Annotated in this window: 20 protein-coding genes; 9 read left to right on the plus strand and 11 right to left on the minus strand. The window is 60.4% G+C overall.

The window, feature by feature from the left end; genetic code table 11:
* The first annotated feature begins 49 nt into the window (after nucleotides 1-49).
* The 3 genes from ACLB1Z_RS12370 (at nucleotide 50) to ACLB1Z_RS12380 (ending at nucleotide 1580) form a co-directional block, all read left to right on the plus strand.
* The gene (locus ACLB1Z_RS12370; protein WP_409560131.1) at nucleotides 50-781 is read left to right on the plus strand and encodes a peptidoglycan-binding protein; all 732 of its coding nucleotides are present in this window, start codon (nucleotides 50-52) and stop codon (nucleotides 779-781) included.
* Nucleotides 782-814: 33 nt separating this feature from the next.
* Nucleotides 815-1159, plus strand: coding sequence for a DUF1491 family protein (locus tag ACLB1Z_RS12375; protein WP_013948021.1), 345 nt, complete (start codon nucleotides 815-817; stop codon nucleotides 1157-1159).
* Nucleotides 1160-1373: 214 nt separating this feature from the next.
* Complete coding sequence (locus tag ACLB1Z_RS12380; protein WP_409560132.1) at nucleotides 1374-1580, plus strand: hypothetical protein; 207 nt, start codon at nucleotides 1374-1376, stop codon at nucleotides 1578-1580.
* 231 nt (nucleotides 1581-1811) lie between these two features.
* Here ACLB1Z_RS12380 and ACLB1Z_RS12385 read toward each other — a convergent pair whose 3' ends face one another.
* Genes ACLB1Z_RS12385 through ACLB1Z_RS12395 form a run of 3 tightly spaced genes read right to left on the minus strand, consistent with a single transcriptional unit; the run spans nucleotide 1812 to nucleotide 5374 of the window.
* Nucleotides 1812-2369 carry a hypothetical protein gene (locus ACLB1Z_RS12385; protein WP_409560133.1) on the minus strand — a complete coding sequence of 186 codons (558 nt, stop codon included), beginning with the start codon at nucleotides 2367-2369 and terminating at the stop codon, nucleotides 1812-1814.
* Nucleotides 2366-3022, minus strand: coding sequence for a DUF1214 domain-containing protein (locus tag ACLB1Z_RS12390; protein WP_409560134.1), 657 nt, complete (start codon nucleotides 3020-3022; stop codon nucleotides 2366-2368). The genes ACLB1Z_RS12385 and ACLB1Z_RS12390 overlap by 4 nt, the downstream gene beginning before the upstream one ends.
* 30 nt (nucleotides 3023-3052) lie before the next feature.
* Nucleotides 3053-5374, minus strand: coding sequence for a transglycosylase domain-containing protein (locus ACLB1Z_RS12395; RefSeq protein ID WP_409560135.1), 2322 nt, complete (start codon nucleotides 5372-5374; stop codon nucleotides 3053-3055).
* Between the two features lie 215 nt (nucleotides 5375-5589).
* Between ACLB1Z_RS12395 and ACLB1Z_RS12400 the strand changes: the two genes are divergently transcribed.
* Nucleotides 5590-6102: a YcgN family cysteine cluster protein gene (locus ACLB1Z_RS12400; protein ID WP_409560136.1), complete on the plus strand. Its 513-nt coding sequence runs from the start codon at nucleotides 5590-5592 to the stop codon at nucleotides 6100-6102.
* 239 nt (nucleotides 6103-6341) lie between these two features.
* On the opposite strand, the gene ACLB1Z_RS12405 is transcribed toward ACLB1Z_RS12400, so the two are convergent.
* From ACLB1Z_RS12405 to ACLB1Z_RS12415, 3 genes are all read right to left on the minus strand, one after another.
* Nucleotides 6342-6911: a DUF6456 domain-containing protein gene (locus ACLB1Z_RS12405; RefSeq protein ID WP_409560137.1), complete on the minus strand. Its 570-nt coding sequence runs from the start codon at nucleotides 6909-6911 to the stop codon at nucleotides 6342-6344.
* Nucleotides 6902-7339, minus strand: coding sequence for a helix-turn-helix domain-containing protein (locus tag ACLB1Z_RS12410; RefSeq protein ID WP_409560138.1), 438 nt, complete (start codon nucleotides 7337-7339; stop codon nucleotides 6902-6904). Before ACLB1Z_RS12410 ends, ACLB1Z_RS12405 begins: the two co-directional genes overlap by 10 nt.
* 565 nt (nucleotides 7340-7904) lie before the next feature.
* On the minus strand, nucleotides 7905-8312 hold the full coding sequence (locus tag ACLB1Z_RS12415; RefSeq protein ID WP_024275924.1) for a MucR family transcriptional regulator: 408 nt from the start codon (nucleotides 8310-8312) through the stop codon (nucleotides 7905-7907).
* Between the two features lie 346 nt (nucleotides 8313-8658).
* Here ACLB1Z_RS12415 and ACLB1Z_RS12420 point away from each other — a divergent pair, with 346 nt between their 5' ends.
* The 3 genes from ACLB1Z_RS12420 (at nucleotide 8659) to ACLB1Z_RS12430 (ending at nucleotide 11946) form a co-directional block, all read left to right on the plus strand.
* Nucleotides 8659-10830: a S9 family peptidase gene (locus ACLB1Z_RS12420; RefSeq protein WP_409560139.1), complete on the plus strand. Its 2172-nt coding sequence runs from the start codon at nucleotides 8659-8661 to the stop codon at nucleotides 10828-10830.
* 55 nt (nucleotides 10831-10885) lie between these two features.
* Nucleotides 10886-11197, plus strand: a complete 312-nt coding sequence (locus ACLB1Z_RS12425) for a YciI-like protein (protein ID WP_409560140.1) — start codon at nucleotides 10886-10888, stop codon at nucleotides 11195-11197.
* Between the two features lie 164 nt (nucleotides 11198-11361).
* On the plus strand, nucleotides 11362-11946 hold the full coding sequence (locus ACLB1Z_RS12430) for a cytochrome P460 family protein (protein WP_409560141.1): 585 nt from the start codon (nucleotides 11362-11364) through the stop codon (nucleotides 11944-11946).
* Between the two features lie 510 nt (nucleotides 11947-12456).
* On the opposite strand, the gene ACLB1Z_RS12435 is transcribed toward ACLB1Z_RS12430, so the two are convergent.
* The 3 genes from ACLB1Z_RS12435 to ACLB1Z_RS12445 form a co-directional block, all read right to left on the minus strand.
* A complete protein-coding gene (locus tag ACLB1Z_RS12435) occupies nucleotides 12457-13242 on the minus strand; it encodes a pentapeptide repeat-containing protein (RefSeq protein WP_409560142.1) in 786 nt (261 codons plus the stop codon).
* Nucleotides 13243-13448: 206 nt separating this feature from the next.
* The gene (locus tag ACLB1Z_RS12440) at nucleotides 13449-13781 is read right to left on the minus strand and encodes a hypothetical protein (protein ID WP_409560143.1); all 333 of its coding nucleotides are present in this window, start codon (nucleotides 13779-13781) and stop codon (nucleotides 13449-13451) included.
* Nucleotides 13782-13865: 84 nt separating this feature from the next.
* Nucleotides 13866-15197 carry a hypothetical protein gene (locus ACLB1Z_RS12445; RefSeq protein ID WP_409560144.1) on the minus strand — a complete coding sequence of 444 codons (1332 nt, stop codon included), beginning with the start codon at nucleotides 15195-15197 and terminating at the stop codon, nucleotides 13866-13868.
* Nucleotides 15198-15989: 792 nt separating this feature from the next.
* Between ACLB1Z_RS12445 and ACLB1Z_RS12450 the strand changes: the two genes are divergently transcribed.
* Nucleotides 15990-17129, plus strand: a complete 1140-nt coding sequence (locus ACLB1Z_RS12450; protein WP_409560145.1) for a hypothetical protein — start codon at nucleotides 15990-15992, stop codon at nucleotides 17127-17129.
* A 5-nt stretch (nucleotides 17130-17134) separates the two neighbouring features.
* Here the strand turns inward: ACLB1Z_RS12450 and cutA are convergent, their stop codons facing one another.
* Nucleotides 17135-17461, minus strand: a complete 327-nt coding sequence (gene cutA / locus ACLB1Z_RS12455; RefSeq protein WP_409560146.1) for a divalent-cation tolerance protein CutA — start codon at nucleotides 17459-17461, stop codon at nucleotides 17135-17137.
* A gap of 133 nt (nucleotides 17462-17594) precedes the next feature.
* On the opposite strand from cutA, the gene ACLB1Z_RS12460 reads away from it, so the two are divergent.
* Nucleotides 17595-18377 carry an NAD kinase gene (locus tag ACLB1Z_RS12460; RefSeq protein ID WP_409560147.1) on the plus strand — a complete coding sequence of 261 codons (783 nt, stop codon included), beginning with the start codon at nucleotides 17595-17597 and terminating at the stop codon, nucleotides 18375-18377.
* Nucleotides 18378-18380: 3 nt separating this feature from the next.
* Here the strand turns inward: ACLB1Z_RS12460 and ACLB1Z_RS12465 are convergent, their stop codons facing one another.
* A complete protein-coding gene (locus ACLB1Z_RS12465) occupies nucleotides 18381-18884 on the minus strand; it encodes a hypothetical protein (RefSeq protein WP_409560148.1) in 504 nt (167 codons plus the stop codon).
* Between the last annotated feature and the right edge of the window lie 20 nt (nucleotides 18885-18904).

Raw genomic sequence — 18904 nt, forward strand, 5'->3', positions numbered from 1 at the left:
ACGGCTGGCCCCGATAATCGTTCTCGGGGGAACGAGGGAACGTAGGCACATGACCGAGAGGGACCGAAAGCTTGCAGCCATCGTGTCGCTGCTGGCGACTACGAGCGTAGCGCTGAATATGCTCGTTTTCCAGAATACCGGCGCCAAGACGAACAACGGCATCGAAACCGGCGGCATCACCACCGACCGTACGGCGTGGGTCGACGGTCCCGGCATCATTCTAGGACCGACGGACCCTGGCCCCGGCGCGCCGACGCAGTCTGCAGACGGCGTTCTGCCGCCCGCCCCGCTCAGCACCAGCGACGACGCAGCTCGCGCCGAGATCACGAAGGGCGTGCAGCGCGAGCTGAACAACATCAACTACGAGCCAGGCCCGGCCGACGGCATTCTGGGTCTCGTGACCCGCGCCGCCATCTTCGCCTACGAATATGACAACGGCCTCGTCCTGACGAGCGAGCCGAGCGATCAGTTGCTGAGCCAGTTGATCCTCGGGTCGTCGTCGTTGTCGCAAAGCTCGGCGCGTCCCGGCAAGACGATGACGCCCGATGCCGAGAGCCTCGTGCGGACCGTCAAGCAGCAGCTCGCGGGCCTCGGCTATCAGACCGGCGTGCCCGGTCCGGCGCTGACGCCGGAACTCGCGCGCGCCATCCGCGAATTCGAGACGGATCAGAAGCTGAAAATCACGGGCCGCATTTCGGGGCCGATGGAAAGCCGCCTGCTCCGCCTGAAAAGCGAGCCCAAGGCGCGGCGTGACGCCATCGCCAAAGCTTCAAGCCGCTAGAGCCCGCCCGCGATCTTTTGCTAACATGGCCGCATGCGTCTTAAATCTGAAATCTGGGTCAAAGCCTATTTGCGTCGCTGTCAGTACAACGGCGCGATGGGTGTGATCGCACGCCATGGTGACGACGACGCCGGGGCGATTTTCATCAAGGTGGTGCGGGCCGACGGCTCCGCTGCCGTCTTCTCGCCAGCGCCAGCGGGCCTCGACGATGCCGACTTCGACCGCCGGTGGGTGCCACGCTTCAAAAGCGAGTTCGTGCCCGAAGCCGAGGCCGAAGCCATGCTCAATCGCGAGGCCGGGTTCGACAGCGACATCTGGGTTGTCGAGATCGAAGACCGCGAGGGCCGCAACTTCCTCGGCGATGAATTGATGAAATAGCCACAGCGCGCCGCGCGCAGAATGGCACGGACATTTCCGCCGTTTACAAGCTCTTAACTTCTCGACGACTGTAATTCATCTGATGCGATGATTCTGGCGGCCGCAGCGCATACTCGCCACATTGGTATCGCGATTTAAGTCCCGTGGCGGGAGCCTTCATGGCGGGGAAGTGCCGCACGATGCGAGCGATGCTCGCGTCTTCGGGGGATTGTCCATGGCGACAATACTGGAATTCAAGTCCGCGCCGAGGCCCACGGCAGCATCGATGCTGTCAGTGTGCGGGGCGGCAGCATCTGCAGAAATCGTTCTGTTTCCCGGTGTCCGGTACGAGCGGGATATCTACGAGCGGACCGGCCAAGAAGATGCGGACGACCAACGCAAAGCGCAGCGTCACCGCAACGAGCCGGAACTCGAAAGCTGATGCACACGCGTTCTCTTGCGCGTTGACGCATCGCCCGCCCGGCTTTTGCGCGGGATTGCTCTCGTGGATGGCTTCCTGCGCGATCGTGATGTGGGTAAAGCCGGTCCGCGGTTTCATCGCGCAGAGGCTAGAAGTGAAATCGATCCTCCGGCATGACGCCGAGAATGACGGGCGGCGTGTACGCCCCCGCCCTCCACTGTCACGGCCGCTGAGTGGCCGTCTATGACAAACTCATGCGCCGCCGAGTTTGCAGGCGGCTTTGGCGAGCACCGCGAGTTCGTCGGCGCGGTAGGGTTCACCTTTGTCGGGAGCACGAACGACGACGAGGCCCTTCGCGGCGGCAATCGTCTGCTGCGGGTCGATGTTCGCAGGGTTCGTCACCGGTAATCCCTGAAAGCGATCCTCTGACGAAATGATAGACAGGTCGATCGTCGTCTCGCGATCCGCAGATGCAGCGGCGAAGTAGAGGTTCGTGCCGTCGGGCGCATAGACGCCGATCGTCCAGCCGAGATCGGGCAACAGGGCTTTCACGCGCATCGTGCCGTTCTTCGTTTCGAACGGACAGAATGCATAGCGCGCGTCAGGTGCCAGGAACGGCAGCGGTTGCCGCCGGGGCGCAATGGCGTCCGCAATCGTCATCTTGTTCTTGGGATAGGCATGGGCGAGCCGCGTATAGGCGGAGGCGCGTGTGTCGTTGACAGCGAGGAACGTCATGACGAGATGCACGATCCCGGCGACGAGGAAGAAGATGATGAGCAATCGCCAATCGAAGCTGCGCAACAACCTCATGAGCAGCCCTCGCGCTTGATGATCGGCAAATCTTTATTGCGTTCGGCGCGTTCTTCCGATGACAGGCCGGTCGCGGGATCGAGCACCGTGAACACCAGCACGAGACGGCCCGCGCCGCTTGTCGGCAGCCAGTTGCCGGGACGCGCGTCACGTCCGAGCGTAACGACGAAGGAGCCGTTCGGATTGGGGGCGATGGTGTCGGCGGTAAACTCGTAACGATCGGCATCGTTGGCGATAAGATTGCCGCGCGTGTCGAACACGCCGATGCTCCACCAGAGCCCGTGCATGTTCGCGCCGGTGACGACGTAATTGCACGACGAGTGCAGCCGCGCGCCTTCTGAATCCGTTCGCGCTTCGAACACACCTGCGCTGTCGGACGAGATCCGAAGCTTGCCGGTCGAGATCATGTGCGCCTTGGTGTAGGGATCGGCGCTTTCTCGGCCGATGCGCGGCCATTGCTGCCATGGTCCATACGTCGCGACAGACAGCGGTGAGCCCCGCGCAATCATATAGCGGCTTGACCATAGACCGGCGCCGATCGCGAGCATGACAACGAGCACGACCGTCACGGCACGTACGATAATGCCGACGATCGCGCGCAAGACGCTCAGTCTCGATGGGGCAGCCGCAGGTTCAAGTCCGATCGATGCCACGTTCGTTTTGCTTTCCTATCGCATCCGCCGTCAGGGCACTGCTGTGGCCGGGTTCCTCGCGCCGGAGCCGCTAGCTGCAATTGGTGGCGACAGACCATCCGGCGAGGTACCGAACAAGGTCGCGCGCCGATCCGGCTTGGTCGCGGGCTGCGGCATGTCTTTCGGATCGACCGGAAGCGGCAAATGCGAAGCGCCGCCGCTGCCCGGTGCGGGCGCCGGTCCCTCGTCGTTTGCCTTGCGCAGCGCCGATGTCAGGACCTTCAAGACCTCGCGTGTCTTTGGCGGCATGATGCTCTGCGGCTTGGACGCGTCGGTCTGTGCAGGTTCCAATCCGGCGGCCACCTGCTGTGCTCTGAGTTCGGCGAGCCGTTGCTGTTCTTCGACCTGCCGCGGATGCGGTGCGAGGCCGGGGATCGTCGGAATGTTCATGTCGGTGTGCGCCACCGTCATGACATCATGCCAGAGCGGCGCCGCCTGATGTCCGCCGGTTACGCCAGTGCGCATCGGCCGGTTATCGTCATTGCCGATCCATACGCCAGCTACGTACTTGCCGGTGAAGCCCATGAACCACGCATCTTTCGGTCCAGTGGACGTGCCGGTCTTGCCAGCGACGTTGGTGAAATCAAGATTGGCCATGCCGCCCGTGCCCTGGGTCACGACGCGGTTGAGCATGACGTTCATCTCTTCTGCAACGTGCCGCGAGATCACCTGCGGCGCCGGAGGCTCGTCGCGCTCGCGCGAATAGAGAAGATCACCCTTCGATGTCGTGATGTCGAGAATGCCATAGGGCTTGGCGAGCTTGCCGCCGTTGGCGAACGTCGCAAAGCCGCCTGTATGCTCAAGCACGGTCAGGCCACCGTCCCCCAGCGCCATCGAGCAGGTCTTCTTGACGCCTTCGATGCCGAGCCGCTTGGTCATTTCGACAACCTTGTCGCGGCCGACGACGAACGACAACTCAGTTGCAACGGTGTTGAGTGAGCGAGCCAGCGCACTCCACAGCGGGATGCGTGCGCCCGATCCACCACCGCCGCCATAGTTCGACGGCGACCAGTTTCCGCACGACCGCGAGGCATCACGTACAATCGTATCCGGCGTGAAACCATTCTCCATGGCCGTCGCGTAGACATAGACCTTGAACGACGATCCCGGCTGACGTTTCGCGTGGGTCGCGCGGTTGAACTGGCTCTCACCATAATCGGGGCCACCGATGAGAGCGCGGACCTTTCCGTCGGTTTCCATCACGACGATGGCGCCGGAGTCAAAGCGGTCGGCCTTGCCGTCCTTGCGGAGTGCCGCGTTGAGCGCTTCCTGTGCCTGACGTTGCAGCGTGGGATCGACCGTCGTCCGCGCCGTCAGTACGTATTGGTTCTTGCCTTCGGCGAGGCGTTGCACTTCCTCATAAGCCCAATCGAGGAACCAGTCCGGACTGCTCGTCGCCCGTGCCTCGACGATTTTGGCCGGGTTCATGCGCGCGGCGTGCACCTGCCCTGCGGTGTAGTATCCAGCCTCGACGAGATTATCGAGCACCTGATTGGTTCGTGCCCGCGACGCCGCCAGATCGACCAACGGCGAATATTTCGTCGGCGCCTTGAAGAGGCCGGCCAGCACCGCAGCTTCGGCCATGTTGATGTCGCGGACGGACTTGCCGAAATAGTACTGCGAGGCGGCTTCGACACCGAAGGTGCCGCCGCCCAGATAGGCGCGGTCGAAATAGAGTTTCAGGATCTGCTTCTTCGAGTACCGGCTTTCGAGCAGGAACGACAAAAACAGCTCTTTGATCTTGCGTTGGACGGATCGTTCTGACGACAGGAACAGGTTTTTTGCGAGCTGCTGCGTCAAGGTCGAGCCGCCTTGCACCACCTCGTTGGCCTGCACGTTGGTGACCAACGCGCGCAGCGTGCCCAAGACGTCGATGCCGTAATGCTCAAAGAAGCGCCGGTCTTCGGTTGCGAGCGTCGCCTTAATGAGCACATCCGGTATTTCGCTGAGCGGCACGGAGTCATTGTGCAGGATGCCGCGGCGACCGATCTCATTGCCATTGACGTCGAGGAACGTCACTGCATAGCGCCCGGTCGAAAACTTGCTTTCGTCGAACTCCTGGAAGGCGGGCAGCGCCAAGCCATAAAGCACGACGAAGCCGCCAAACAGCATCGTCAGGCTTTCGGACGCAAATTCGTTCAGCAGCCGCCGCCAGCCGACAAGCTGAAAGCGCGCGAAAAAGCTCGAGCCAGCGTTCCAATAGTCCTTGATGCGCGACCAGGCATCCCCGAGCGACGAATTGAGCTTCGAATCAATGGCGAGCCAATCGATAAAGCGATCCCGTCCGCCCTGCTTGTGAAACCAGTCGTTCAAGAAGCGCCATCCCTTGCCGGCGTCGATCGTATCAAGTCGCTCTTGTCACGCGCGAGACGCGGGCTTAAGCCCTTTACTGCAAGAATTTTATTTGCAACAGCAATTGCGACGCATCCGCCGGACGCGCCGCAAAGCGAGTTTGCCGACGTTAGACGTCGCAAGTCGACAAAATTGTGGTTATCCCGGCTCAAGCCAGAAGGGAAGAGCGAGACCTGATGTTGGACGGCAACGATCCACCGTTCTGGCGCACAAAAACGCTCGAAGAGATGAGTCGCGACGAGTGGGAGGCGCTGTGCGACGGCTGCGGGCGCTGTTGTCTCGTCAAGCTCGAAGACGAAGACACGGCGCAGATTTATCTGACGCGGCTCGCCTGCAGCATGCTCGACGTCCGCACTTGCCGCTGCAAGGACTACCCCAACCGCTTCGAGAAAATGCCGGACTGCCTGGCCATCGACATTCCGCGTGCGCGCGAGCTGTCGTGGCTGCCGAAGTCGTGCGCTTACCGAATCGTCGGTGAGGGCGGCGACCTGCCGTGGTGGCATCCGCTGGTCTCCGGCACGGACGAGACGGTGCATCAGGCGGGGATCTCGGTCCGCAGTTTCGCCATGAGCGAGCGGCGCGTGAAGCAGGAAAACTACTGGAAGTACATCATTCCCGATCTACCGGACGAAGCGGCGGAGCCGCCTCGCTCAGGTAAGGGCCGGAAGGCGGGCAAATCCGCGAAGTAAGCGAGCACGACGTCATCCCTCGGGCTCGGCCGGAGGATAGAGTTTGCTAGTCGGCTCCGCATGGCAAATGGAGACATCTAACCACCGTCATCCCGGCGGAGGCCGGGATCCAGCCAGGCACCAAACATTCGTTGCGATGATGCTTGCCTGGGTGCCGACCTCCGTCGGCATGACGATGGCGAGGGAGCGCGCGCAAGATATCGACATGATGCCCTTGGGCTTGTTCCGAGGAGGCAGGTTCACCGAGGATCGATCTCAGGGCGGTAGTCGCTCGCGCCCCAGTGGCGGACGCGGACGGGACGGTCGGCGTGGGCAGTGGTCGGTGGCGGCAGCATTCCGTAATGGCGCGCCAACTGACGAAGTGCAATCTGCAGGATGATCTTGCCCGAGCGTTGCGGCCAGCCGCTTGCCTTCTCGCTGGCTTCAAGACCTTTCAAGTGACAGCAGACATCGATCAGAACTCCGGCGAGATCAGGACCGACGGCCGCCAGCGCGCGCTTCACACGCTCCTTCGCCGCGACAACGGCATCGCGGATGTCGGGACCGATGTCCGGCGCGCCCTTGCCGCCACCGCCGCCTGAAAGCAGAAGCGACCAGTTTGCGGTCGTGCGCGGCGTCATTTGAGCGAACCAGAAGTCCGCGCGGAGCTTTTCGCCAGCGTCGAATTCGGCGTCGGTCAGCATCGGCTGTCCGTCCTTATCCTTGCGCCGAGCAAGCCACGCCAGCGGACTTTCGGCAAGGTTGCGCGTCGGCGTAGCACTTCCCTCTTGCGCGTTGACTGCGTTGCGGCGCGTGTTTCCTACAGCCATTGATGTTCCTCGATCTCCTCGCGGGGACTGATCCGATTGGTGGTTACGTCGCGCTGGACGAGCGTCGGCAACGCCCAGCCCAAAACATCCAGCGCGCGATCGAAATTCGGATCGTCGCGGCGGCACTCGACTTTAAGGCAGGCATGCGCGACGGTGGTGCGATCGCGGCCGAACATCGTGCCGACTTCCGTCAGCGACATGCGGCAGCAAACATGCGCGAGGTACATCGCGACCTGACGCGCCTCGGCGATGTCTCGAACGCCGCGTGTTCCACTCCAGAGAAGGTCTGCATCAACGCCGAAGACGTTGGAAATCGCCAAGTCAATTGCAACGCGCGTCTGGCGGTGGCGCAGGTCGTCCGCCGTTTGGCGATCGGCCACAAGACGCTGTCGCGTCTTCAGGGCCGACAAAAGCGAGGCCCGTGTCATCCCTTCTTCCCATGGTCTGACAGTCGTACGGACGTTAACGCCCGTCGCGGATGAGTGAACATGTCTGGCCATTCGTCTCGGTTGTGTCATCGCCGAGCAGAATACGGGCGCCCGATACAGCGGGGATAAGTTTTTTTCGAGCGCTTACGTTCACCTTATCGGCGGCGACACTTGGGAAAGTTATCCCCGCGTTCGTCGGCGGCCTCACAGTCGCCAGTCATGCACAACTGCGTATCAAATCGACACAAGACGACGTCCGGCGATGCGGGGCGCTCCGTCTTTCGCAAGCCAGAGTCCAACTACGCGCCGGATGCTTTGCAACTTTTGCCCGTTTGGCCGAAGGAAATTGGCGATCGCACGGATCAGGGTCGGCGAAAAATTATCGCCATCATCGAACGGGAATTGCGGAAAGAGCGCTGCCGCGGCATTGCCGGAGACCGCGCCTACGATCTGACGCGGCACTCCCGTCTCGCCAGATTGTTAAAGCACGAACGCGACGCGCTCGCCAAGCTTATTCACCGGTGAGTTCAGCGGTGCGGCGTGAGGAATTTGATCCGTTGCCAGATTATCTTTCGCGACGGGTGCCGAGGCCCATTTTCTTCGCAAGCTGCGAGCGGGCGTTGGCGTAATTCGGCGCGACCATCGGATAGTCGGGCGGCAGCCCCCACTTCTCGCGGTATTCTTCCGGCGACAAGTTGTAGTGCGTCCGCAAATGCCGCTTCAGCGATTTGAACTTCTTGCCGTCTTCGAGACAGATGATGAAGTCCGGCATGACGGACTTCTTGACGGCGATCTTCGGTTTTGACTCTTCGCGGTCCTGCGGCACCGTCCGCCCGGCGGCGCGGCTCAGCGCGGCGTGCGTTTCGGCGATAAGGTTCGGAAGCTCGGTCGAGGCGATCGAATTGTTGCTGACGTACGCAGCGACGATCGTCGCCGTGATCGTCACAAGCTCAGGCTGGGCAGAACTGTCCATGTGCTCATCTTCCGCTTCCTCTGCCGGTCGAAAAACCTGCCCGGACCGCCCGTCCATGTCGACACCCCGCCGTTTTCCGATTTAATCGACGAAGTCCGCCGGAAACCCCAGTAACGCGAATGCAGCCGACGAGATCAACTGGAATTCACTTGCGAAAGCTTTGACTACAGGTCGCATTCATTGTCAATCGCGGTGCAGAATTAGATTACGACATTACTAATTCTTGATGTGGGGGCATCTGCATTTGATCATTACTCGGTGACTGGAGCCGCGTTGACGTGCGCCCGCGGGCGGCCGAGAACCATCCCCCCGATCTTCACTCAAGCATCGAAAGGTTTGTAGCCCGATGACTGGTCCGACGACTGGCAGCTCCGACACGACCGCCCTTGCCGAAGAGACGGCGCCGCCCTCCCCGCCGGTGGCGCACCGTCTGCCTGTTGTCTCGACCTATCATGGCGTTACCCTTACCGACGATTACGCGTGGATCCGGGCCGACAACTGGCAGGAAGTGATGCGGCAGCCGCAGGAGTTGGCTGGGCACATCCGCGATCATCTCGACGCCGAGAACGCCTACACCAAGGCGATGATGGCGCACACCGAGCCTCTACAGGAGACGCTGTTCAAAGAAATGAAGGCACGTCTCAAGGAAGACGACAGCCATGTGCCGCAACCGGACGGGCCGTTCGAATACTTCCCGCGTTTCGTCAAAGGCGGCCAGTATGCGCAGCTTTGCCGGATTCCGCGCGGCGGCTCGCAAGGCGATGCGCAGGTCCTGCTCGACGGCAATGCGGAAGCCGAAGGCAAGAGCTATTGGGACCTCGGCGCAACGGCGCACACGAACGATCACAAGCTGCTCGCCTACGCGACCGACGACAAGGGCTCGGAGCTCTACACGATCCGCATCCGCGACCTGGCGACGGGCCAAAATCTCGCCGACGAAATTCCGGATTCCCACGGCAGCCTCGAATGGTCGAGCGATGGGCGCACGCTTTTCTACATCAAGGTCGACGAGCATCAGCGACCGCTGTTCGTCTACAGCCACGTGCTCGGCACACCGGTTTCCGAAGACAAGCTCGTCTATGAGGAAAAGGATTCAGGCTTCTTCGTCGGACTGTCGTCAACGCAGTCGCAGAAATTCATCCTCATCGACATTCACGATCACGATACGAGCGAAGTGCATCTGATCGACGCCGACAATCCCGCGGCCGGTCCGAGGATGGTGACCCCACGCCGTGTCGGGCACCAGTACAGCGTCGAGCATCACGGCAAGAACCTCATCATCGCGACGAACTCGAACGATGCGGAAGATTTCCGCGTGGTGATTGTGCCCGTTGCCGCGCCCGAAGAAGCCAACTGGCGCGAGATCGTCCCGCACAAACCGGGGCGATTGATCCTCGACGTCAGCGTGTTCCAGAATTTCGTGACGCGGCTCGAACGTGAGGAAAGCCTGCCGCGTATCGTCGTGACGCCGATCAAGGCGGGCGGCAGCGCCGACGGTTTCTTCGATCTCAGCGGCGAGCACAGCATTGCGTTCGCTGAAGAGGCTTATGCGCTCGGCATGAGTTCAGGGTATGAATTCGACACCACGCGCATCCGCTTCACCTATTCGTCGCTGACGACGCCTGCGGAAACCTATGACTACGATATGGCCACGCGCGAACGCACGCTGCGCAAACGCCAGGAAATTCCGAGCGGACATAATCCAGCCGACTACGTGACGCGCCGCCTGCTCGCGCCTGCAAAGGACGGCGCGCTCGTTCCGGTCACGCTGCTCTACAAAAAGACGACGCCGCTCGATGGTTCGGCACCGCTGTTCCTTTACGGTTATGGCGCCTATGGCATCGCAATGCCGGCTGCGTTCTCGACGGCGCGACTGTCGCTCGTCGATCGCGGTTTTATTTTCGCCATCGCTCACATTCGCGGCGGCAAGGATAAGGGCTATCGCTGGTACACCGACGGCAAGCTCAAGAAGAAGAAGAACACGTTCACCGACTTCATCGCGGCGGGCGAGCATCTCGTGTCGGAAGGCTTCACGACGCGCGGGCGGATCGTCGCCAACGGCGGCTCTGCTGGCGGCATGCTGATGGGCGCGATCGCCAACATGGCGCCCGACCTTTTCCTTGCGATCATAGCGGACGTGCCGTTCGTCGATGTCTTGAATACGATGCTCGACAAGGATTTGCCGCTGACGCCGCCGGAATGGCCGGAGTGGGGAAATCCACTGACGAGCAAGGACGACTTTGACTACATCCGCAGTTATTCGCCTTACGATAATGTCGAAGCGAAGGACTATCCACACATCCTCGCACTCGCAGGTCTAACCGATCCGCGCGTGACGTATTGGGAGCCGGCGAAGTGGATCGCCAAGATGCGCGCGCTCAACACGAGCGCCAATCTAGTGCTGTTGAAGACGAACATGGGCGCAGGGCATGGCGGCGCGTCGGGCCGCTTCGACGGCTTGAAGGATACGGCCTTCAACTTCTCGTTCGCGCTGGAGGTGGCGGGGCTCGGAGTGTAAGGAACGAGCCGGCGGGCTGCGTCGCCCCGACGAGATGAAACGAGACGGGGCGATCATGCACTACGTTCTTTTTTACGATTACGTTCAGGACTACTTGGAACGACGCGGGGCCCTTCGCGACGAGCATCTGGTCCTGGCAAGAGCGGCTGTCGAGCGGAGCGAACTCCTTCTCGGCGGCGCGTTTGCCGGTCCTGCGGATGGCGGTATGCTGCTCTTCTCGGGAAGCTCGCCTGCCGTGGCGGAGAATTTTGCCAAAGCCGACCCGTACGTCACCAAAGGCCTCGTCACACGGTGGCGGGTGCGGGAATGGACGACGGTCATCGGGAAAGATGCAGCCCATCCCGTGAAGGCGGCCAAATCGGACTGAGCTTCGTCTCTTGCACTTTTATGACAGCGCGTGTGCAGGTCTCTCGACAAAATCGCGAGAGCCGCTAAGCTCCGTATCCTGAATATATTCCTGCAATCGAGACTGACGTTCCTTCCGTGCGTACAGGTCCGGAATATTTCCCGGCCTGATCTGGAGGCTGGTGCATGTTGCGTATTTCGACGGCTATTTCCTCAAAGAAAAAGCTACTTAGCGCGTTCGCGATGATCGCGGTGCTGCTTGCCGCCGCCGGCGGATATGTCCGCGCTGCGCCTGACAAGTACAGCCTGAAAGTTCCCGGCGGCCTCGCCTTCGCCGACTTCAAAGGCTACGAAGACTGGCAAACCGTGGCCGTCAGCCAGACGGAAAGCGCGATGGCGGTCATCCTCGCCAACCCGGTGATGATCGAAGCCTACCGGTCAGGTATTCCCGAAAACGGCAAGCCGTTCCCCGAAGGCTCGAAGATCGCGAAGATCCATTGGAAGCCGACGCAGAGCAAGGACTCACCTAGTCCTGCGACGGTACCGGGCAAACTGCAAAACGTCGACTTCATCGAGAAGGACAGTAAGCGCTTCGCCGACAGCGGCGGCTGGGGCTACGCGGCGTTCAACTACGATCCGGCCACCGATACTTTCTCGCCCGCGACGGCTTCCGACACGCCGCCCCAAGAGAACGACGCCAAGTGCGGATTCACCTGCCATACGATCGTGCAGGCGAAGGATTATATTTTCACGGCGTATCCGAAGAGATAGTGCTGTGTCGCCTCTTACTTGAGGCTGGGGTCATTGATTGGCCGGACTGCGGAGCTTTTATCCGCTGATGTCTCTCGCCAAAGTAGCGTGTCGAAAGCGGGGGAATATCCGGCCGCGCGATATTCGTCCTCCGGAACCTCTGTTTCCTGCCCATCGGGGAACTTAATCCTGACGCTGTCCTGCGTCGTGAGACATTTCCAACCGTTGTGAATTCTGAAAAGACCATGCGTTTCCATTTGATGCTCCTCCAAAGAGCACATTCGCTTGCGATGCAGCATTTGACGGGTGTCAGCCGTTCGCAGCCTCGCTCACCGCGGAGATATGAGGCTGCGATCATAGGGAAACGAGATCCCTGCCGATCCCACCAAATAAGAAAAGCATAATTGCCGAACCCGTCCGTAAGAGGAATTCGCTCGAATGCTATGGGCTTGTTTGTCAGCGTTTGCACATAAAAAAGCCCGCGAAGCGCGGGTCTTTCTCAATGATGCGTCGCTCCAGAAGACAGTCGTTTCACTCAACGACGGCAAGTCCTTTTGCCTTGTCCGCGTTGCGGGCCTGCTTAAGGTTCTTGATGCCGTTGACGTTGGCGGACGTGAAATCGGCGTCCAAGAGATTAGCGCCTTTTACGTCCGCTCCATCGAAATTCGATCCGCCGAGTTCGGCGTCATCCAAGTTGGCGTCCGTCATATCCGCGCCTTTCAGCGAAGAAAATTCGATCAGCACGCGACGCATGTTCGCGCCGCGGAACGACGCGCCGTCGAGCGTTGAATTGCGGAATGTGCCGCGCATCAGTCCCATCGACTGATTGGCCTCGTTTGGCGCCAAGTTGGCTTTATCGAAGTTCGCGTTCTGCAAATTCGCTTTACTGAAATCTGCCGCGACGTTAGCGCCGGAAAAATCCGCGCCTTGCAGGTTTGCGCCTTGGAGCTGGGTTTGAAATAGGCTTGCGCCTCGTAGCTGCGCGCCGCTCCAATTAGAGTTCAACGACCAAGCAGAATCGAGGTTCACGCCGTCGAGATTTGAGTTCGAGAGGTTGGTGCGCATCAGGCGAGCGGCCTGCAGATTCACGCGGCGCAAATCCATCTTCGACAAATCCAGTCCGTTCAGCGCCTTTCCCGAGAGGTCGAGCTTTTCCCCTGCTTTCAGCTTAGCGAGAGCAGCACTGATGTCCGCTCGGCTCATCTCGGCCTTCGTATAGTCGTCGGAGCTGAAATCGACCATGTCGGTCATGCTTTGCGCGGCAACTGCGGGGGCGCCTAAAATCAAGAAACTTAGGACTGCCAATGCTCGCTTCATGTCAGTTCTCCAGGATCTGCATTTCGCAAGAAAGCCGAATATGGCGCCGGCGTATGTGACCAAAGTCACGCTGATTAGATTGGGACGACCGAACCGAATGTTAATGATGGGCTGCCGGATCCTGAGCAAGTAATCGGTGCGTTTGCTCCCCCAAAAACAAAAAAGGCCCGCCGAAGCGGGCCTTTCGTTTGTAAGGATCAGCTCTGTTAATGAAGCTCGTCCCGCGTAAGGCGGCGTCGGACGGCTTCGTCAAAAGCAGCTTCCTTATTTTCAAAGCGGTGCGGTTCGTCATCGACAAATATACCAATGAGTCCGTTTTCGTCTCGAACGAATCGAGCGAACTCGCGTCCCCCGATAGTAATCAATGCCGTCAGCTGGGGACTTTGGAGGTAGCGAACATTCCATCCATTCTGGCTATCCTCGTCCCAGAGCATCTTGGCTAAGTTCTCGAGTTCGCTCGCGTGAAGCTGTAGTTTTCGGGTCTGGACCCAACGACGCTCTCTTGCCTCGTTCTCCAGCTTATCTGTGCGTGACGGCATGTTGAATGCATCTCCGTGATCAAGGCCTCTATAAAAACAAAAAAGGCCCGCCGAAGCGGGCCTTTCGTTTCTAGGAGGCAGCGCTTAGGCTGCGACCGTGCCGAAGGTCAGCGATTTCGTAACCTCCTCGAGTGCCGTGTCGGATTTTAGTGCGATACCGATGTACCGGACTCGTCCGGCTACCTTCTCCTTTTTCACGCCAAGCTCGGCGAATTCACGTGCAAAGCTCGGAAGTGCTGCAGGCTCCTTGTTCTTAGAGTCACACCAAGAGCAATAGTCTTCATAGAGTTCAGTAGCCGTTACACTTGATCCATCACGGACCTCGACATTCTCCTTGTAGAAACGTTCGGTGTTGTTCTCGGGGACGAGGCGCGCAACCGGCGCCACGACCTTGCTTTCGACAACCGTCGGCTCTGCCTGATGCACTTCTGCGGGCGGAGCTTCGATTGCGCGCGCCGGGGCAACGGGTGTTTCGAGAGCGATCTCGAGCGACCGGTTGTCGTTGGCGCCAGAACGCGGCTTTTTCGTTTGCACGGTCACCGGTGTGAGCACCGGAACCGCCACCGCTGCCGCAGCGGTGCTTACTTCCGTCAGCGCCTTCGGCGAGACGGGCTTAGGCTGGCGATCATAAAGTCGCCACTGGCTGAATGCGACGTACATGCCGAATCCAGACCCGATCTCGAGCAGCAGGGCGACGAACAACGTCAACGCCATCTGCACGTTCTCGATCTTCACGTTCGGGAAGAACGCGTTCGCAAGCTCGGTCAAAACCTTCGCTTGGGGGTCGGCTTCCGACAGCGCAGGCGTACCTGCGGTCGCATCGATCTTCGACTTGAGCTCGGCAATATGAGCGTCGGCCTTCTTGGCCGAGGCCGCTGATGCAAGCTCGGCTTCAAGAGACGTCACCTGCTGACAGAGCTGGCGCCGCATGTTGGTCGTGACTTCTGTACAGCCTTTCGACCACTTCCATGCCTTGTCGAGCTTCAGCCCATCGATCTCGCTCTGCACCGTTTCATACGGACGATGCTGAGGGATCCAGGCAGCTTGCTCTTCCGCGCGCTTCAGCTCGGTCCTCAAGTCCTGATAGACTTGAGCTTCCTGAGCGCGTTCCCCGGTCGAATCGAAGCGGTTCAACGCCGCGTGACCGAGTGCGGAGGTCATGGAATAGGTCGTTACGACCGTCCAGACCAAGGCGGACGCTGCCGCTTGCGACCAAATTCGATTGCGTACTGCGGCAAAGAAGAAAAACGGTACAAGAGCCTTCATGCAGTCGGCAGCAGCGGATGCTGCTCCGTAGATTTGGCCGTCGAGTTCGGTTCGTCCGAGACTGAAGCCAAAACGCCAGTTCATCGCAGCGGAAACGGCGAGCAATACGCCTGCTGCGAGAACCCCCAACACGCCTAAAACGTGTCTCATCGTGGTTGCCCTCTCCTGTGAAGGCCGGTCGGTAATTGAAAAAGACCGGCCACGTCGTTGTGGTCCCAGCGACCGAGGGTGCCGCCGACCATGCTCCGGTACGCGAACGAGCAAGATTGCGAATGATCTCCGTTCGTTCGGCTGTGAGCTCCGATGTCATCCCCATGACAAATCGGCAGCCGAGCGACGCGAAAACCGCACAATCAAGCAAACCAGAGCCGCCACATTCGAAGCCCGACTGGAGGATTCCGCCACGATTTCGCCGCAAGAAATCAGAGTGGAAAACTTTGTCGTCCGGTTCGGACCGAAAGTGGAAAACTTACGCGAATTAAACTCCCCTCTCTTTCAGCCGTAGCTGAGTCGGGAGGCGATGTGAATCCAAAACGATAGAAGAATCAGAATTGTAGGAGCACGTGCCGACTATGACGCGGGTGTCATATGGCGGTGTCCACGAGCTTCCGGCAGCGGTTGAAAAGTCCCGGTTATCAAGAGGTTTTGCACCGGCTGCGCAAGTTTCGCACAAGCCTCCGATTGTGGCGGGCGTGTGCCGGATATCGTTCTTGGCATGGCGAGTACATGGCGGCCCCATGTCGCGCCCGTCACAAGGTATGACGCATTGTGCGTTTACCAAGCGCCCGGACTTGAGGCATTCTCATCTCGTGTTGGTCTTGCACATTGGAATGTGCAGCGTCGTCGATTTTCATGGGCGAGGCTGACTGCTCATCGTTCCGGCCCGATCGTATTCCGGACGACCGCGTGACTGATGTTCAGTGAGGTTGGTGGAGTCGCGTCATGTCACGCCCCGGTGCACTGCTGCTGATCACCGCCGGTATCGTGCTCGGAAGCCTGTACCTCTTTCCGTTCTCAGATCCTTCCGACGACCTCGCCGCCGTCACGCGCATTTCCGTCGCGCCCGACCGTACCTATCGGGAGCGAGACATCATCCCGACGTTTGCGCCCACGTCTCCGTCGTTGCGCAAACCGGTTGCCGCCAATGCGAACGAGGTCGCGACGGTCGTGCTTCCGAAGCCCAGCACCTGGACGACGGTCGTGGCGGCCGGACGTTCGGTCGTGTCGCCGGTGCGATCCTCGGGCTCGTCAGACCCTGCGACCCGCACTCAGCTGGCACGCGACCTGCAGACCGAATTGCAGCGCGTCGGCTGCTATCGCGGCACAATCAACGGCAGCTGGACACAATCGACACGGCGAGCCATGGCTGCATTCCTGGATCGCGCCAACGCCGTGCTGCCGTACAATCAGCCTGACTACGTGTTGCTTGCACTGGTACAGAGCCATCAGGACGTGATGTGCTCCGCCGACTGCCCCTCCGGACAGATCATGCAGGGGGACGGCCGTTGCTTACCCGCTGCGGTCATCGCGCAGGCCGAGAGACGGCAGAAGCGACAGGATGGACGCTGGCTGACGATCACGCATCTTGCCGACGGACGCGCTGGCGAGCGCGCTGTGGCGTCAAAGCCGACCGAGCGCGAGGTGCTGCCTTGGCAGAGAAATCAGGTCGTCACCGATCCGCTGCCGCAGGTCGCCATTGCTCCGCGGCCTGATCCCTTGCCTGGGCGCATGTCGATCGGTGGGCCTCTTCCGCCAGAGGTGATGGCGCCTTCGACCTCCGTCGTCACCGGTGCGCTGCCGGCTGCTACCGTGACGCCCAATGGGTCAGCGAAGCTTGCCGCTCTGCAATATGAGCCGGACGACGACAGTGTTTCCGAAGACGCCGATGCGGCTGACGCTCTCCCGGTAACGCGCGACGGCGACATCGCGCCCGCACACAAGGTGAAGAAATCACGCCGCGCCGAGAGCGAGAAACGGCGGCGATATAATTCCTATGCTTACTCAGGCAAGCGCCGCCATGGCGATCCGCGTCCGGGCACGACACGCTTCAATCTCATGCAGTCGCTCGGCGGCGTATATTGACGGTCTTAAATCTCGGTGCCGTCTCTGACCCACCTCAGGTATGCGTCGCTCCCGCCCGTGACGGGAACGACGAGCACCGCGGGCGTCTCGTAGGGATGGTTGGCAACGATGTGCGCAACAGCGCGTTCGGCACCCTCGGCTGCGAGCTTGACGACCATGACAGCTTCTTCCGCCGTCTCGGTGGTGCCCTTCCAAACGTAGACGGACGTCATCGACGGCAGGACGTTAACGCAGCCGGCCAGTCGCCGCTCGACCAGATCCTTGCCCAAAGCCAGGGCTGCGGCGCGATCCGGGAACGTCGCGTAAATCATCACGACGCCATCGGCTGGCATCGGGCGGCACTCTCCGCTATCCCGCACTGTACGATCTAGATGGGGGGGCTTGTCGTTTGACGGCACTTGAGCGAGCTTCCCTGCCTTGGTCCGCAGCCTTACAACCGCGACAGCATTTACCTGAAGGGCCTTGATGGCGAAAGAAAAGCACAAATTCGAGCGCATCGCCTTCGTCGCGAGCGAAGTGCCCGAAGCGATCGAAGCCCAGGCGGCCCTGATCAAGCGCTACGGCGAAACCGACCCTGCCGAAGCCGATGTCATCGTGGCGCTCGGCGGCGACGGCTTCATGTTGCAGACGCTCCACCGCTTCATCAACGACAAGATCCCGATCTACGGCATGAACCGAGGCTCGGTTGGCTTCCTGATGAACGACTACCGGGAAGAGGATCTGCTTGAGCGGCTGTCCGCGGCCGAGACGAGCCGCATCCATCCGCTGGCGATGATCGCGACCGACGCCAACGGCAAAGCGCACAAGAGCCTCGCGATCAATGAGATCTCGCTATTCCGGCAGCGCTATCAGGCCGCCAAGTTGCAGGTCGCCATCGACGACAAGATGCGGCTCGAAGAGCTGATCTGCGACGGCATCCTGGTTTCGACGCCTGCGGGTTCGACGGCCTATAACCTTTCGGCGCACGGTCCCATTCTGCCGATCAAATCTCAATTGCTGGCCGTGACGCCGATCAGTCCCTTTCGCCCGCGGCGTTGGCGTGGCGCCATCGTGCCGAGCAAGGTGCGCATCACGATCACGGTGCTTGAACATGAGAAACGGCCGGTCAGCGCCGTCGCCGACCACTTCGAGACGCGCAATGTCATCAAGGTCGACATCGAGCAGGCGCGCGCGATCGAACTCTACATGATGTTCGACCGCGAACACGGCCTGGAAGAACGCGTGCTGGCGGAGCAGTTCAGGTATTAGGCATCAAGCCTGTGTCGCGAAAAATTCGGTGAGTTTTTCGAAGCGCTTATTTGCCAAGTCTATTCCGGTGAGTGCGTTTCCCGCAGCGTCTTTTTCGTCGGTGGGAAGATCCTCTCCATTCCAGCCCAAGGATGAGAGATCGAAGCCATTGGCGACCATCGAACCACCCGAGTTATAAATGCGCGCCACTTCAACGCCATGCCATTTGATGGTGTATGCGACAGGCAGGGAATTCCCCATCGCATCCGTGAAGCCGCCCTCATCGGTCAAGGGCTCGACAACCGAGCCCGACGCCGTAGTCAGAGGCGTCGCGTCAGGCTTATAGGTGACATCCTCGTCACTGCCGTCATTCTCGTCGAGCTTTGGCGCAAAGAGATCGGCGAAGGGATCCGAACTGCCAGCCGCGCCATCCGTTTGGTCGGACGCTCCGTCATTCTCGCCTTTTGCTTTTTTGAGAAGCTGCAAGGCCGTGGTGTGGGTGCTGGAAAAGCCGACAATTGAAAGCATGGCGGACCTTCGGTGACCAT

Origin of the sequence: Hyphomicrobium sp. MC8b (genome assembly GCF_905067615.1) — a bacterium.
Taxonomy (GTDB): Bacteria; Pseudomonadota; Alphaproteobacteria; order Rhizobiales; family Hyphomicrobiaceae; genus Hyphomicrobium_B.

Coding starts and splice junctions, on each gene's coding strand:
- ACLB1Z_RS12370 (WP_409560131.1), top strand. CDS start 50: ATGACCGAGAGGGACCGAAAGCTTGCAGCCATCGTGTCGCTGCTGGCG.
- ACLB1Z_RS12375 (WP_013948021.1), top strand. CDS start 815: ATGCGTCTTAAATCTGAAATCTGGGTCAAAGCCTATTTGCGTCGCTGT.
- ACLB1Z_RS12380 (WP_409560132.1), top strand. CDS start 1,374: ATGGCGACAATACTGGAATTCAAGTCCGCGCCGAGGCCCACGGCAGCA.
- ACLB1Z_RS12385 (WP_409560133.1), bottom strand. CDS start 2,369: ATGAGGTTGTTGCGCAGCTTCGATTGGCGATTGCTCATCATCTTCTTC.
- ACLB1Z_RS12400 (WP_409560136.1), top strand. CDS start 5,590: ATGTTGGACGGCAACGATCCACCGTTCTGGCGCACAAAAACGCTCGAA.
- ACLB1Z_RS12405 (WP_409560137.1), bottom strand. CDS start 6,911: ATGGCTGTAGGAAACACGCGCCGCAACGCAGTCAACGCGCAAGAGGGA.
- ACLB1Z_RS12410 (WP_409560138.1), bottom strand. CDS start 7,339: ATGACACGGGCCTCGCTTTTGTCGGCCCTGAAGACGCGACAGCGTCTT.
- ACLB1Z_RS12415 (WP_024275924.1), bottom strand. CDS start 8,312: ATGGACAGTTCTGCCCAGCCTGAGCTTGTGACGATCACGGCGACGATC.
- ACLB1Z_RS12420 (WP_409560139.1), top strand. CDS start 8,659: ATGACTGGTCCGACGACTGGCAGCTCCGACACGACCGCCCTTGCCGAA.
- ACLB1Z_RS12425 (WP_409560140.1), top strand. CDS start 10,886: ATGCACTACGTTCTTTTTTACGATTACGTTCAGGACTACTTGGAACGA.
- ACLB1Z_RS12430 (WP_409560141.1), top strand. CDS start 11,362: ATGTTGCGTATTTCGACGGCTATTTCCTCAAAGAAAAAGCTACTTAGC.
- ACLB1Z_RS12435 (WP_409560142.1), bottom strand. CDS start 13,242: ATGAAGCGAGCATTGGCAGTCCTAAGTTTCTTGATTTTAGGCGCCCCC.
- ACLB1Z_RS12440 (WP_409560143.1), bottom strand. CDS start 13,781: ATGCCGTCACGCACAGATAAGCTGGAGAACGAGGCAAGAGAGCGTCGT.
- ACLB1Z_RS12445 (WP_409560144.1), bottom strand. CDS start 15,197: ATGAGACACGTTTTAGGCGTGTTGGGGGTTCTCGCAGCAGGCGTATTG.
- ACLB1Z_RS12450 (WP_409560145.1), top strand. CDS start 15,990: ATGTCACGCCCCGGTGCACTGCTGCTGATCACCGCCGGTATCGTGCTC.
- cutA (WP_409560146.1), bottom strand. CDS start 17,461: ATGCCAGCCGATGGCGTCGTGATGATTTACGCGACGTTCCCGGATCGC.
- ACLB1Z_RS12460 (WP_409560147.1), top strand. CDS start 17,595: ATGGCGAAAGAAAAGCACAAATTCGAGCGCATCGCCTTCGTCGCGAGC.
- ACLB1Z_RS12465 (WP_409560148.1), bottom strand. CDS start 18,884: ATGCTTTCAATTGTCGGCTTTTCCAGCACCCACACCACGGCCTTGCAG.